Genomic DNA, 13,537 nt, shown 5'->3' with positions numbered 1-13,537 from the left:
ACCGGGGGCGGTGCGGCCCGTAGGCTCTGCGCGTGAGCGAGAAGAGCAAGTTCAGCGGGTGTGCCGCCACCGGTATCGGGTCCATGCCGGGCGGCGACGCACGGGAGGCGGCCAAGACCGTCGCCGGGTCCTTCGCCGACGGGCAGGGAATGCCGTATCTGGCGGAGCTGCCCGCGCGGGGGCCCGGGGCGGACATGATCGGGCGGACCATCGGACTGCTCGTCGAGATGTACGGCCACGTCGAGCCCAGCGGCTGGCGGATCAGCGACCGGCCCGGCCGTGACACGCGCCGCGCCCGGTCCTGGCTCGGCGAGGACCTCGACGCCCTGGAGGAGCACACCCAGGGCTACGAAGGGCTCCTCAAGGTCCAGGCGGTCGGCCCCTGGACCCTGGCCGCGGGCCTGGAGCTGCGGGGCGGCGAGGCCATGCTCGGCGACCCGGGCGCATGCAGGGACCTGGCCGGTTCGCTGGCGGAGGGACTGCGCACCCACCTCGCGGACGTCCGGCGCAGAGTTCCCGGCGCCGAGGTCGTGCTCCAGCTCGACGAACCGTCCCTGACCGCCGTACTGCTGGGACGGGTCCGGTCCGCGAGCGGATACCGGACCTACCGGGCCGTGGACCGCCAGGTCGTCGAGGGAACCCTGCGCGAGCTGCTCGCGGTGAACGGCGAGGCGCCGACGGTGGTCCACTCATGTGCCCCGGAGGTGCCCTTCGCCCTGCTGCGCCGCGCCGGGGCGGGCGCCATCTCCTTCGACTTCTCCCTCCTCACCGAGCGTGAGGAGGATGCGATCGGGGAAGCCGTCGAAGCCGGCACCCAGCTCTTCCTCGGCGTGGTTCCCGGAGTCGACGCGGCCTCGACCGCATTGTCGGACCCTGGCGGTAGCGTCATGGATGTCAGGACGTTGTGGAGCAGGCTGGGGTTCAATCCGGGGACTCTCACCGAGTCCGTCGTGATCACCCCGTCCTGCGGGCTGGCGGGGGCGTCGCCCGCGTACGCGCGCGCCGCGCTCGCCCACTGCGCCCGGGCCGCGAGGTCACTCGCAGACAACCCTGAGTAACGGGGCAACGGGTCAACGGGAGGATCGGACGATGGCCGGCGAACAGCAGGCACAGCAGCTGACCGGTGTGCCGGCGGATGCGCAGGAGCAGCACGCGCTCCTGGCCGAGCAGATCGAGGAACACCGCTTCCGGTACTACGTGAAGGACCAGCCGGTCGTCAGCGATGCCGAGTTCGACCGGCTGATGCGAGCGCTGGAGGCCATCGAGGACCGGCACCCCCAGCTGCGTACGCCGGACTCGCCGACCCAGAAGGTCGCCGGGCCGTACACCACGGAGTTCACCTCCGTCGAGCACCGCGAGCGCATGCTCTCCCTGGACAACGCCTTCGACGACGGGGAGCTCGCGGCCTGGGCCGAGCGTGTCGCACGGGACGTCGGCACGGGCGGCTACCACTTCCTGTGCGAGCTCAAGGTGGACGGTCTCGCCGTGAACCTCACCTACGAGCACGGGAGGCTGACCCGCGCGGCCACCCGCGGCGACGGCCGGACCGGCGAGGACATCACGCCCAACGTCCGCACGATCGCGGAGATCCCGCACCGCCTGAAGGGGGAGCGGATCCCCGCGCTCGTCGAGATCCGCGGTGAGGTCTTCTTCCCGATGGAGGCCTTCGAAGGACTCAACGCCCGCCTGGTGGAGGCCGACGACAAGCCCTTCGCCAACCCGCGCAACGCGGCGGCCGGCTCCCTGCGCCAGAAGGACCCGAAGGTCACCGCGACCCGCCCGCTGCACATGGTGGTGCACGGCATCGGAGCCCGCGAGGGCCTCGACATCGACTGCCTCTCGCACGCCTACGACCTGCTGAGCGAATGGGGCCTGCCGACGGCCCGGCACAACAAGGTGGTCGACTCCCTCGACGGCGTACGGGAGTTCATCGCGTACTTCGGTGAGAACCGCCACTCCGTGGAGCACGAGATCGACGGGGTCGTCGTCAAGCTCGACGAGATCCCGCTCCAGGGCCGGCTGGGCTCCACCTCGCGCGCACCGCGCTGGGCGATCGCCTGGAAGTACGCCCCGGAAGAGGTCAACACCAAGCTGGTCAACATCCGGGTCGGCGTCGGACGCACCGGCAGGGTCACGCCGTACGCCCAGGTGGAACCCGTCGAGGTGGCGGGCTCCGAGGTCGAATTCGCCACCCTGCACAACCAGAACGTGGTGAAGGCCAAGGGCGTCCTCATCGGCGACACGGTGGTGCTCCGTAAGGCGGGCGACGTCATCCCGGAGATCCTCGGTCCGGTCGTCGATCTGCGCGACGGCAGCGAGCGGGAGTTCGTGATGCCGGCCGACTGCCCCGAGTGCGGTACGGCGCTGCGCCCCATGAAGGAGGGCGACATCGACCTCCGCTGCCCCAACGCGCGGTCCTGTCCTGCGCAGTTGCGGGAGCGGGTGGCCTACCTCGCCGGCCGTAAGTGCCTGGACATCGACCACTTCGGCTATGTGGCGGCGGCTGCTCTGACGAAGCCTCTGGAGCCCGCCGATCCGCCCCTGCTGGACGAGGGGGACCTCTTCGGCCTGACGGTGGAGCAGCTGCTGCCGATCCGGGCCTATGTCCTGGACCAGGACAGCGGGCTGCCCAAGCGCGATCCGAAGAGCGGCGAGGAGAAGATCGCGACGGTCTTCGCCAATCAGCAGGGCGAACCGAAGAAGAACGCCCTGGCCATGCTCGAAGGCATCGCGGCGGCACGGCAGGCCCCCCTGGCCCGGATCCTCACCGGGCTCTCGATCCGTCATGTGGGTCCCGTGGCCGCCGTGGAGCTGGCCAGGCAGTTCCGGTCCATCGACCGGATCGACGAGGCGTCGGAGGAGGAGCTGGCCGCCGCCGACGGGGTCGGACCGATCATCGCCAAGTCGGTCAAACAGTGGTTCGCCGAGGACTGGCACCGCGAGATCCTGCGCAAGTGGCGGGAGGCCGGTGTCCGGATGGAGGACGAGGGAGCGGGCGAGGACGAGGGGCCGCGACCGCTCGAAGGGCTCACCGTCGTCGTCACGGGCACGCTGGCCACCCACACCAGGGACGGTGCCAAGGACGCGCTGCAGAGCAGGGGGGCGAAGGTGACGGGGTCCGTCTCGAAGAAGACCTCCTTCGTCGTGGTGGGCGAGAACCCGGGGTCGAAGTACGACAAGGCGATGCAGCTGAAGGTCCCCGTCCTCGACGAGGACGGGTTCGCCGTTCTGCTCGAGCAGGGGCCGGACGCGGCGCGTGAGGCGGCTGTGCCGGTGGAGGCGTGATCGAGACCCGATGCCCCGAAGTGATCGAGGCTCGATCGAGACGCTGCGGGGGAGTGGCGGTGGACGAGAAGGGAATAAAGCGGACAAGAGGGGGGCGAGTGGTCCGGCCGAGCCGGTCGCTTTCACTCGTTCGGCGCAAATCGGGCGGTGGGACTGCGGGGTCCGCATTCGGGCAAGAGCTGTAGAGCGCTGCCCGCGAGGGCTGTTGGCGGCCTACTGTTGAACGTGCACCTGCCGTGCCCGGCCGCGTGGTCGGAATTGGGTCGCGGTGGCACGGGAGCGGGGGCCACTGTGGGACATCGGCACCGCCGGCTGTGAGAGGGACGGAATGAAACCGACCGAGAGCGCCGCAACGGTGTCGCGGCTGCAGGTTTTCGTCGGCCTCACGTCAAAAGTGGGAGCTGTCGTCGTGGGGGTTGCCACGGTTCAGCTGGCAACGGGGTTCTACCGGACGGTCCGTGACGGCGAGGCCCTCTTCCCGGACGGCACCGCCGGCTGGTCGCTCGCGGTGCTCACCGGCATCATCGTCGGCCACCTGGTCGCCCTCGGGCGCGACCGCTGGTGGGGCGGCACCGGTTCCGGCGCCGCCCTCACGGTCGCCGTCCTGCTGCTCTACGGCTGGGTGCCCGCCGGTCTGGTCAGCCTGGTCGTCGTGGTGCTCGTCGGCACCGCCCGTCGGCACCGCTGGTGGCAGGGACTGCTCCACGGAGCCGTGGACATACTCGGCATCGGAGCCGCGGCGCTCGTCCTGTCCGCCTTCGGGGAGGTGCCTACCGTCGCCACACCCTGGCGGCCACTCGACTGGGGCATCGACGCCGTCCCCGAAGTGCTGCTCGCGGCCGCCACGTACCTCCTCGTCACCCGTGTCCTGCTGTGGTACGCACGGGCTTCCCAGAGCGGGGGACTGCCGACGATCGCCCGCACGGCGCTCCTTCGCCAGGGACTCGTCGCGGTCGCCCTGCTCGGCATCGCCCCACTGATCTGCGTCGTCGCGTCGGCCATGCCCGTGCTGCTGCCGCTCTTCGCGGTCCCGCTGATCGCCCTCGACTCCACCCTCTGGATCGCCCGCGCCCGCGCCGAGGAGCAGCTGAGAGACCCGCTGACCGGTCTGCCCAACCGCCAGTGGCTGCTGGAGAGGACATGGACGGCGCTGGAGGAGGCCGGGAGCACCGGCTCCAGATCGGCGCTCGTCCTCATCGACCTCGACCGGTTCCGCGCCGTCAACGACACCCTCGGGCACCTGGCGGGGGACCGGCTTCTCCTTCAGATAGCGGACCGGCTGCGGCTCGCCCTGCCGCGCGGTGCGGAGGCCGCACGGCTGGGCGGCGACGAGTTCGCCGTCCTGCTGCCGACCGCGGACTCCACCACCAGCGCCCAGCGGGTCGCCCGTCACCTGGTCGCCGAGCTCTCCTCGCCCCTCGACCTGGACGGGCTCACCCTGGTCCTCGAGGCGAGCGCCGGGGTCGCCGTCCACCCCGACCACGCTCTGGACGCCGAAGGGCTGCTCAGGCGGGCGGACGTGGCCATGTACCAGGCCAAGCGGGACCGTACGGGTGTGGAGGTGTACGAGTCCAAGCGGGACAGCAACACCCCGGACAGGCTCGGGCTCCTCGGCGATCTGCGGCGCGCGCTCGACGCCCAGGAGGTCGAGCTCCACTACCAGCCGAAAGTCAGGTTCGACGGTCAGGTCGCCGGGCTCGAAGCCCTGGTGCGCTGGGTGCATCCCGAGCGCGGGCGGGTCCCCCCGGACGAGTTCATCGCGATCGCGGAGTCGTCCGGCCTGATGCCGCATCTCACCGAGTACGTGCTGGAGACCGCGCTGGCCCAGGTGGCCCGATGGCGCGCGCAGGGGCTGTTCGTCCCCGTCGCGGTCAACGTCTCGCCGCGCGATGTCCACACCCCCGGGTTCGCGGGAAGCGTCGCGGCCCGGCTCGCCCGGCACGGTGTACCGGCGGGAGCGCTCCAGCTGGAGATAACGGAGCACGTCCTGCTGGAGGACCCGCAGCGGGCCGCGGACACCCTGGCCGGGCTGACCGGGCACGGGGTGAAGATGTCCCTCGACGACTTCGGTACGGGCTACTCCTCGCTCGTCCACCTGCGCAAGCTGCCGGTCAGCGAACTCAAGATCGACCGGTCGTTCGTCGCCCGGCTCGCCATCGACAACGAGGACGCGGAGATCGTCCGCTGCACCATCGACCTGGCCCACTCGCTCGGTCTGCTGGTCGTCGCCGAGGGCGTCGAGGACGACGAGACCTGGGAGCGGCTGCGGGACCTGCGCTGCGACGCGGTGCAGGGGTGGCTCGTCGCCGCCGCCATGCCGCCCCTGGAGACGACGGCCTGGCTGCGGGCGCGGGGCGAGCACGGCTGGCGGCGGCCGGCGGAGCTGGAGGCCGCGGCCGCTGCCGCCGCGGCGGCGGTGACGCCCGAGCTGGAGACCAGGCCCGCGGGACGCGCGCTGAACCCCGGTCCCGCGACGGCCTGAACGACGGAGCAGGTGCGCCGGGACCACCCGGCGGGCGTTTTGTCCTCAATCGCCGGACGGGCTCGATGTGCCCCGGGCGCGATTGCGGGGCAGTGGCGGGCGACCCCATAGGATTGGGCCAAAACCACACACCGAACCCTGAGGATCGCTGCATGCCTGGCATCACGCGCGAGGAGGTCGCCCACCTCGCACGGCTGGCGCGTCTGGAGCTGAAGGGCGAAGAGCTCGAGCACTTCGCCGGTCAGCTCGACGACATCATCGGCGCGGTCGCCCGCGTCTCCGAGGTCGCCGACCAAGACGTACCGCCGACCTCCCACCCGCTGCCGCTGACGAACGTCATGCGCGCGGACGAGGTCCGTCCGTCGCTCACCCCCGCGCAGGCGCTCTCGGGCGCCCCTGCCCAGGAGCAGCAGCGTTTCAAGGTGCCGCAGATCCTGGGGGAGGACTAACAGCCATGACGGACATCAGCACCATCATCAAGCTCACCGCGGCGGAGATCGCCGCGAAGATCGCCTCCGGCGAGCTGACGGCCGTCGAGGTCACCGAGGCCCACCTGGCCCGGATCGAAGCCATCGACGAGAAGGTCCACGCCTTCCTGCACATCGACCGCGAGGGCGCCCTCGCGCAGGCCCGCGCCGTCGACGCCAAGCGCGAGGCGGGCGAGAAGCTCGGCCCGCTGGCCGGCGTCCCGCTCGCGCTCAAGGACATCTTCACCACGCAGGACATGCCGACCACCGTCGGCTCGAAGATCCTCGAGGGCTGGGTCCCGCCCTACGACGCGACCGTCACCAAGCGGCTGAAGGCCGCCGACGTCGTCATCCTCGGCAAGACCAACATGGACGAGTTCGCCATGGGGTCCTCCACCGAGAACAGTGCCTACGGCCCGACCGGCAACCCGTGGGACCTCACCCGCATCCCGGGCGGATCCGGCGGCGGCTCCTCGGCCGCGCTCGCCTCCTTCGAGGCCCCGCTCGCCATCGGTACGGACACCGGCGGCTCCATCCGCCAGCCCGCGGCCGTCACGGGCACCGTCGGCGTCAAGCCCACCTACGGCGGCGTCTCCCGCTACGGCATGGTCGCCTTCTCCTCGTCCCTCGACCAGGGCGGTCCCTGCGCCCGTACGGTCCTGGACGCGGCGCTCCTCCACGAGGCCATCGCCGGCCACGACCCGCTGGACTCGACGTCCATCGACGCCCCGGTCCCGCCCGTCGTCGAGGCCGCGCGCAACGGCTCCGTACAGGGCATGCGCGTCGGTGTGGTCAAGCAGTTCTCCGGCGAGGGCTACCAGGCAGGTGTCGTCCAGCGCTTCAACGAGTCGGTCGAGCTGCTGAAGTCGCTCGGTGCCACGATCGTCGAGCTGGACTGCCCGTCCTTCGACCTGGCCCTGTCGGCGTACTACCTGATCGCGCCGTCCGAGTGCTCCTCGAACCTGGCCCGCTTCGACGCCATGCGCTACGGCCTGCGGGTCGGCGACGACGGCACGCGCTCCGCGGAGGACGTCACCGCCCTCACGCGTGAGGCCGGCTTCGGCGACGAGGTCAAGCGCCGCGTCATCCTCGGTACGTACGCGCTCAGCTCCGGCTACTACGACGCGTACTACGGCTCGGCGCAGAAGGTCCGCACCCTCATCACGCAGGACTTCGAGAAGGCGTTCGAGCAGGTGGACGTCATCGTCTCGCCGACGACGCCCACCACCGCCTTCCCGATCGGCGAGCGCGCCGACGACCCGATGGCGATGTACCTCGCGGACCTGTGCACCATCCCGACCAACCTCGCCGGCAACTCGGCCATGTCGCTGCCCTGCGGCCTGGCTCCTGAGGACGGCCTGCCGGTCGGGCTGCAGATCATCGCCCCCGCCATGAAGGACGACCGGCTGTACAAGGTCGGAGCCGCCGTCGAGGCCGCATTCGTGGAAAAGTGGGGACACCCGCTGCTTGAGGAGGCTCCGTCGCTATGAGCGCAATGGCTAAGAAGGCCAAGAACTTCAAGAAGTCCAAGACCGGCGCGTACGTGTCCATGGGCACCACCGCCTTCGGCGCGCTCAGCGTGTTCAAGCAGGTGAAGATGGCCCGCCAGGAGAACGACACACTGCGGCTGATCGACGCCGCCGTATCCGCCGCCGCGATCGTGACCGGACTCGCGATCCTCTACCGCGAGCTCAAGCGTCTCGGCGACGACGACGTCCTGCTGGGCTGAGAGGGAAAGTTTCAGTGACTGTCATTGACCTGGAGTCGTACGAGGACGCCCTCGCGACGTACGACCCCGTCATGGGCCTCGAAGTCCATGTCGAGCTCGGCACCAAGACCAAGATGTTCTGCGGCTGCTCCACGGAGCTCAAGCAGGACGCCAACTCGCAGACCTGCCCGGTCTGCCTCGGGCTGCCCGGCGCGCTGCCGGTCGTCAACGAGATCGGCGTCGAGTCCGCCATCAAGATCGGCCTCGCGCTGAACTGCGAGATCGCCGAGTGGTGCCGCTTCGCCCGGAAGAACTACTTCTATCCGGACATGCCGAAGAACTTCCAGACCTCCCAGTACGACGAGCCGATCGCCTTCAACGGCTATCTGGACGTCCAGCTGGAGGACGGCGAGATCTTCCGCGTGCAGATCGAGCGCGCCCACATGGAGGAGGACACCGGCAAGTCGACGCACGTCGGCGGTGCCACCGGCCGTATCCACGGCGCGTCCCACTCCCTGCTCGACTACAACCGTGCGGGCATCCCGCTCATCGAGATCGTCACCAAGCCGATCGAGGGTGCGGGCGCGCGCGCTCCCGAGGTCGCCAAGGCGTACGTCGCCGAGCTCCGCGAGCTCATCAAGGCGCTCGGTGTGTCGGAGGCCCGGATGGAGATGGGGCAGATGCGCTGCGACGTGAACCTGTCGCTGCGGCCCCACGGCCGGGAGGAGTTCGGTACGCGCTCCGAGACGAAGAACGTGAACTCCCTGCGTTCCGTCGAGCGTGCCGCCCGCTTCGAGATCCAGCGCCATGCCGCGGTGCTGAACTCCGGCGGAAAGATCGTGCAGGAGACCCGGCACTTCCACGAGGAGGACGGCTCCACCACGGCCGGCCGCATCAAGGACAACGCCGAGGACTACCGGTACTTCCCGGAGCCGGACCTCGTGCCCGTCGCCCCGGCCCGTGAATGGGTCGAGGAGCTCCGCAAGGGCCTCCCCGAGCTGCCGCGGCTGCGCCGCGCGCGGCTCAAGGAGGAGTGGGGCGTCTCCGAGCACGACATGCAGTCCATCCTCAACGCGGGCGCGGTCGACCTGATCGTCGCCACGACGGAGGCGGGTGCTCCGGCGGACCAGGCCCGCAAGTGGTGGATGGGCGAGCTCGCCCGTAACGCCAACGAGACCGGCCGCGGCCTCGACGAGCTGGGCGTCACCCCTGTGCAGGTCGCCAGGGTCGCCGAGCTCGTCACCTCGGGCGATCTCAACGACAAGCTGGCACGCCAGGTCCTCGAGGGTGTCCTCGCGGGCGAGGGCGACCCGGACACCGTCGTCGAGAAGCGCGGCCTGAAGGTCGTCTCCGACGAGGGCGCGCTGGGCACGGCCGTCGACGAGGCCATCGCGGCCAACGCCGCGATCGCCGACAAGATCCGTGGTGGCAAGGTCGCCGCTGCGGGCGCCCTGGTCGGCGCGGTCATGAAGGCCACCCGCGGTCAGGCGGACGCGGCGCGTGTACGTGAGCTGATCCTGGAGAAGCTCGGCGTCGAGGGCTGAGGCCTCCCCGCAGGACCGTGTGAGCGAAGGGCGGTGCCCCCGGACAACCGGGGCACCGCCCTTTCGTGTGATGCGGGATGTCTGTGACCATGGCCACGAACAGGACAATTGATCACTAATGCCTGACAGAGTGACGGTTCTCAGGTCATGCGACTTTTTCGGGATGTTCCCCTTATTCCCGTCGACGGTCCACGAACCCGCAGGGAGCACGTCCGTTGGCCGCCATCGCACGCTGGTGCCTCAGGCACCGTCTCGCCGCTGTCCTCATCTGGCTTCTCGCCCTCGGCGGCACGGCAGGAGCAGCGGTCTTCGCGGGCTCCGCGTACTCCAACAACTACGAGGTGCCGGGAACCGAGTCCGGCCGCGCTGGTGAACTCCTCCAGGCGGGGTTCACGAACCTCGGGGGCGACACCGACACCGTCGTCTGGCACACCACGGGCCCCACGGTCCGTGCCGCCGACGTCGAGCAGACCATGACCAGGACGCTGCAGGCCCTGGACGCGCTTCCCGGAGTCGGCGACGTCACCGGACCCTACGGGGCCGACGGCAAGGGACAGGTCAGCGCGGACAGCCGCACCGCCTACGCCACGATCACCTTCACCCACGGGGCCGACGAGATCCCGCGGGAACAGGCCCAGGCCGTCGTCGACACCGCGAAGACAGCCGAGAGCGACGGCCTCCAGGTCGAGCTCGGCGGCAGCGCCGTCGCCCTGACCGAAGCGCCGGGCGTCCACCTCAGCGAGGCGGTCGGAGTGGTCGTCGCCGCCGTCGTGCTCTTCCTTGCCTTCGGCTCGCTCGCCGCCAGCCTGCTGCCCATCGCCACCGCCCTCGTCTCCGTCGGCACGGCGTACGCGGGGATCGTCCTGCTCGGCCATGTCATGACCGTCGCCGACTTCGCACCGATGCTGGGCATGCTGATCGGGCTCGGCGTCGGCATCGACTACGCGCTGTTCATCGTCACCCGGCACCGCAGAGGCCTCAGACGCGGACTGTCCGTACCCGAAGCGGCGCAGAACGCCGTCGCGACCACGGGGCGGGCCGTCGTCTTCGCCGGAGCGACCGTCTGTGTCGCGCTGCTCGGCATGCTCGTCCTGCGGCTCGGCTTCCTCAACGGTGTCGCGATCGCCGCCTCGCTCACCGTGGTGCTGACCGTCGCCGCCTCCGTCACCCTGCTGCCCGCCCTGCTCTCCTTCATCGGCATGCGGGCGCTGAGCCGGCGCGAGCGCAGGCAGCTCGCCGAGCACGGACCGCAGCGCGAACACGCCACCGGCTTCGCCGCCCGCTGGTCCGCCTTCGTCGAGCGGCACCCCAAGCTCCTCGGAGTGGTCGCCGCCGCGATCATGGCGGTACTCGCCCTGCCCGCCTTCGGGCTGCATCTGGGCACCTCCGACCAGGGCAACAACCCGGCCACCGCCACCACCCGGCAGGCGTACGACCTGCTGGCCGACGGCTTCGGCCCCGGAGTCAACGGGCCGCTGACGATCGCCGCCCACCTCGACGGAGCCGACGACCGGCTCGCCCTCGACGGTCTGCCCGGCGTGCTGCGGGCCACCGACGGCGTCGCCTCCGTGAGCCCGGTGACGTACAACAACAGCGGCGACACGGCGTTCGTCACCGTCGTCCCCGAGTCCGCGCCCCAGTCGCAGCGGACCAGCGAACTCGTCGACCGGCTGCGTGACGACGTGCTGCCGCCCATCCAGGACAACACGTCTCTCCAGGTCCACGTGGGTGGCGTGACGGCGAGCTACGACGACTTCGCCGAGGTCATCATCGGCAAACTTCCGCTCTTCGTCGGGGTCGTCATCGGACTCGGCTGCCTGCTCCTGCTCCTGGCCTTCCGGTCCCTCGCCATCCCGCTGAAGGCCGCTGTGATGAACGTGGCCGCCGTCGCCTCCTCCTTCGGGGTCGTCGTCGCGGTCTTCCAGTGGGGCTGGGGCAGCGAACTGCTGGGGCTCGGCAGCGCCGGCCCGATCGAGCCCTTCCTCCCGGTGATCATGGTGTCCGTGCTCTTCGGGCTCTCGATGGACTACCAGGTCTTCCTGGTCGGCCGGATGTACGAGGAGTGGCTGGAGACCGGGGACAACCGCAGGTCGGTCCGTGTGGGCCTCGCCGAGACCGGCCGGGTGATCAACTCCGCGGCGGTGATCATGATCTCGGTCTTCCTCGCCTTCGTGCTCAGCGGAGACCGCGTCATCGCGATGTTCGGCATCGCGCTGGCCGCCGCCGTCGCACTCGACGCCTTCGTCCTGCGCACCCTGCTGGTGCCCGCCCTGATGCACATGCTCGGCGGCGCCAACTGGTGGCTGCCCGCCCGGCTCGACCGGCTGCTCCCGCGCATCAGCATCGAGCCCCCGGACCGGATCGCGCCGCATGCGAAAATTCCGGGGGAGCGCACCGGCGACCCGGACCGGGCCGTCGCGCAGCGCGTCCACTGAGACCGAGGAGAAGTCCCTATGTTCGCGGTGTCCCTGGGGGATGACGGGGCGGAGCTGCGCCCGCTGGAGCCCTGGCAGGCGGAGGAGTTCCTGGCCCACATGGACCGGGCGCGGGGCCTCGTCGACCCCTGGATCCCGTTCGCCGCAGCCGCGACGGACCTCTCCTCGGCGCGCGACCTGCTCCAGAGGTACGCGGACAAGCAGGCTGCCGACACCGGCCGGCTCTACGGAATCTGGCTGGACGGCACGCTCGTCGGAGGCGTCCTGTTCCGGATATTCGAGGCGGAGACCGGGAACTGCGAGATCGGCTGCTGGCTGGAGCCCGCGGGGGAGGGCCGGGGGCTCGTGAACCGGGCGTCGCGCAAGCTGATCGACTGGGCCGTCGACGTACGCGGCATGCACCGGGTCGAGTGGGTCGCCTCTGCCGCGAACACCCGCAGTGTCGCGGCAGCCGCGCGGCTCGGCATGTCGCGCGAAGGCGTGCTGCGCGAGGCCTACCTCTACCGGGGCGTGCGGCACGACGAGGAGATCTGGTCCGTACTGGCCTCCGAATGGCGTGCCGGGCGGGAGTGAGCGGCACCGCGCGTTAAGGAGGTTCTCATCCTGGCCCCCTAGCGTGCGGCGCATGAAGACCACCCCCTCCAAGACCACCTCCGCCGTCGACGACGACCGCGAGGAGACGTCCGCAGCGGACGAGAGCGCCGTGGCGGACCTGACGAAGAAGGAGCCCGCCGACGGCGCCTCCGACGACAGCGCGTCCGACGATGCCGTAGGGCACGCGGCCGCGGAGGACGACGACGACCTGGAGCCCGACCCGTACGCCGAGGCGGAAGCCGCAGCGTCCACCGGGGTCGGTGCCGGAGCCGCGGCCGTCGTCGCCGCCGGGCTGGGCGTCGTCTCCCTCACCGGGGCCTGGACCGGCCGGGTCGCCGCCGAGCGCGAGACCCTGATCGGCCAGATCAAGACCTCCGGCGGCGGCAGCGCGGCCCAGCAGATCTCCGAGATCTACGCCGACGCCTGGCACACCACGGCCCTCGTCAACGGGCTCTTCGCCCTCGTCGCCCTGCTGGTCGGCGCCTTCGCCCTCCTGCGCCCCGCCTTCGGCTCGCCCTCCGACCGCCCGCAGCCGGGCTGGATCCGCGCTGTCGCGCTGGCAGGCATCGCCCTCGGCGTCCTCGGCGTACTCATCTCCGTGGGCATGTACTTCGACCTCTTCGTCTCCCTGCCGAGCGCGGCCGCGGCGACGACCGGAGGCTGACCGCACCGAGGGACCGACCGTTCGCCTAAGGCACCCGGCACCCGGGCCTAAGGCACTGGACCGCGCTCGGATGCGGCACTCGCCCGATGCGACGGCACCCCCTGGCAGACCACAGTGGGGGCACGGCAGGAAGCCGTGCCCCCACTGGCCGTCGTCACCAGGGAGAAGACCATGTACGCCTACGAACTCCACCGGATCAACTCCGCCGAGCTGATCCGCGAGGCGGACGAGCAGCGCACCGTGCGCCAGGCCGTCCTCGCCCGCCGGGCCGCCCGCCGCTCCGTCCGTCGTGCCGGACCCGATGACACGGAGGGGCGGGTGACGAAGGACAGCGACCGGTTCGTGCACGCCGCGTGAC

At 70.8% G+C, this 13,537-nt stretch carries 11 protein-coding genes; all 11 read left to right on the top strand.

Translation table 11 applies throughout. The annotated features are described in order from the left end of the window. Nucleotides 1–32: 32 nt before the first annotated feature. The 11 genes from ACFW9O_RS36350 (at nt 33) to ACFW9O_RS36300 (ending at nt 13,536) form a co-directional block, all read left to right on the top strand. Entirely contained in the window at nt 33–1,058 is a 1,026-nt protein-coding gene (locus ACFW9O_RS36350; protein WP_384615415.1) for a methionine synthase, read from the top strand. 31 nt (nt 1,059–1,089) lie between these two features. Then, nucleotides 1,090–3,285 (top strand): NAD-dependent DNA ligase LigA, encoded by a 2,196-nt coding sequence (gene ligA, locus ACFW9O_RS36345; protein WP_384615412.1) that lies wholly within the window; start codon nt 1,090–1,092, stop codon nt 3,283–3,285. 328 nt (nt 3,286–3,613) lie between these two features. Continuing rightward, a complete protein-coding gene (locus tag ACFW9O_RS36340) occupies nt 3,614–5,767 on the top strand; it encodes a putative bifunctional diguanylate cyclase/phosphodiesterase (RefSeq protein WP_384615410.1) in 2,154 nt (717 codons plus the stop codon). 152 nt (nt 5,768–5,919) lie between these two features. Next, nucleotides 5,920–6,216: an Asp-tRNA(Asn)/Glu-tRNA(Gln) amidotransferase subunit GatC gene (gatC, locus tag ACFW9O_RS36335; protein ID WP_014048481.1), complete on the top strand. Its 297-nt coding sequence runs from the start codon at nt 5,920–5,922 to the stop codon at nt 6,214–6,216. 5 nt (nt 6,217–6,221) lie between these two features. Then, nucleotides 6,222–7,724 (top strand): Asp-tRNA(Asn)/Glu-tRNA(Gln) amidotransferase subunit GatA, encoded by a 1,503-nt coding sequence (gene gatA / locus ACFW9O_RS36330; protein ID WP_351176654.1) that lies wholly within the window; start codon nt 6,222–6,224, stop codon nt 7,722–7,724. Continuing rightward, nucleotides 7,721–7,963 carry a hypothetical protein gene (locus ACFW9O_RS36325; RefSeq protein WP_350991065.1) on the top strand — a complete coding sequence of 81 codons (243 nt, stop codon included), beginning with the start codon at nt 7,721–7,723 and terminating at the stop codon, nt 7,961–7,963. Before gatA ends, ACFW9O_RS36325 begins: the two co-directional genes overlap by 4 nt. Nucleotides 7,964–7,977: 14 nt before the next feature. Further along, nucleotides 7,978–9,486 carry an Asp-tRNA(Asn)/Glu-tRNA(Gln) amidotransferase subunit GatB gene (gene gatB / locus ACFW9O_RS36320; protein ID WP_329207135.1) on the top strand — a complete coding sequence of 503 codons (1,509 nt, stop codon included), beginning with the start codon at nt 7,978–7,980 and terminating at the stop codon, nt 9,484–9,486. A gap of 215 nt (nt 9,487–9,701) precedes the next feature. Beyond that, a complete protein-coding gene (locus ACFW9O_RS36315) occupies nt 9,702–11,921 on the top strand; it encodes an MMPL family transporter (RefSeq protein WP_384615408.1) in 2,220 nt (739 codons plus the stop codon). A gap of 18 nt (nt 11,922–11,939) precedes the next feature. After that, entirely contained in the window at nt 11,940–12,494 is a 555-nt protein-coding gene (locus tag ACFW9O_RS36310) for a GNAT family protein (RefSeq protein ID WP_351182115.1), read from the top strand. Between the two features lie 52 nt (nt 12,495–12,546). Then, a complete protein-coding gene (locus tag ACFW9O_RS36305) occupies nt 12,547–13,179 on the top strand; it encodes a hypothetical protein (RefSeq protein WP_384615406.1) in 633 nt (210 codons plus the stop codon). 135 nt (nt 13,180–13,314) lie between these two features. Continuing rightward, complete coding sequence (locus ACFW9O_RS36300; RefSeq protein WP_384615404.1) at nt 13,315–13,536, top strand: hypothetical protein; 222 nt, start codon at nt 13,315–13,317, stop codon at nt 13,534–13,536. Nucleotide 13,537 lies beyond the last annotated feature (1 nt).

It is taken from the genome of Streptomyces sp. NPDC059499 (genome assembly GCF_042749285.1).
In the GTDB taxonomy this organism is placed as follows: domain Bacteria; phylum Actinomycetota; class Actinomycetes; order Streptomycetales; family Streptomycetaceae; genus Streptomyces.
Note: the sequence above shows the minus strand (reverse complement) of the source record. Positions and strands in the feature narration are given on the sequence as shown.

Coding starts and splice junctions, on each gene's coding strand:
- gatC (WP_014048481.1), top strand. CDS start 5,920: ATGCCTGGCATCACGCGCGAGGAGGTCGCCCACCTCGCACGGCTGGCG.
- ACFW9O_RS36340 (WP_384615410.1), top strand. CDS start 3,614: ATGAAACCGACCGAGAGCGCCGCAACGGTGTCGCGGCTGCAGGTTTTC.
- ACFW9O_RS36325 (WP_350991065.1), top strand. CDS start 7,721: ATGAGCGCAATGGCTAAGAAGGCCAAGAACTTCAAGAAGTCCAAGACC.
- ligA (WP_384615412.1), top strand. CDS start 1,090: ATGGCCGGCGAACAGCAGGCACAGCAGCTGACCGGTGTGCCGGCGGAT.
- ACFW9O_RS36310 (WP_351182115.1), top strand. CDS start 11,940: ATGTTCGCGGTGTCCCTGGGGGATGACGGGGCGGAGCTGCGCCCGCTG.
- ACFW9O_RS36305 (WP_384615406.1), top strand. CDS start 12,547: ATGAAGACCACCCCCTCCAAGACCACCTCCGCCGTCGACGACGACCGC.
- gatA (WP_351176654.1), top strand. CDS start 6,222: ATGACGGACATCAGCACCATCATCAAGCTCACCGCGGCGGAGATCGCC.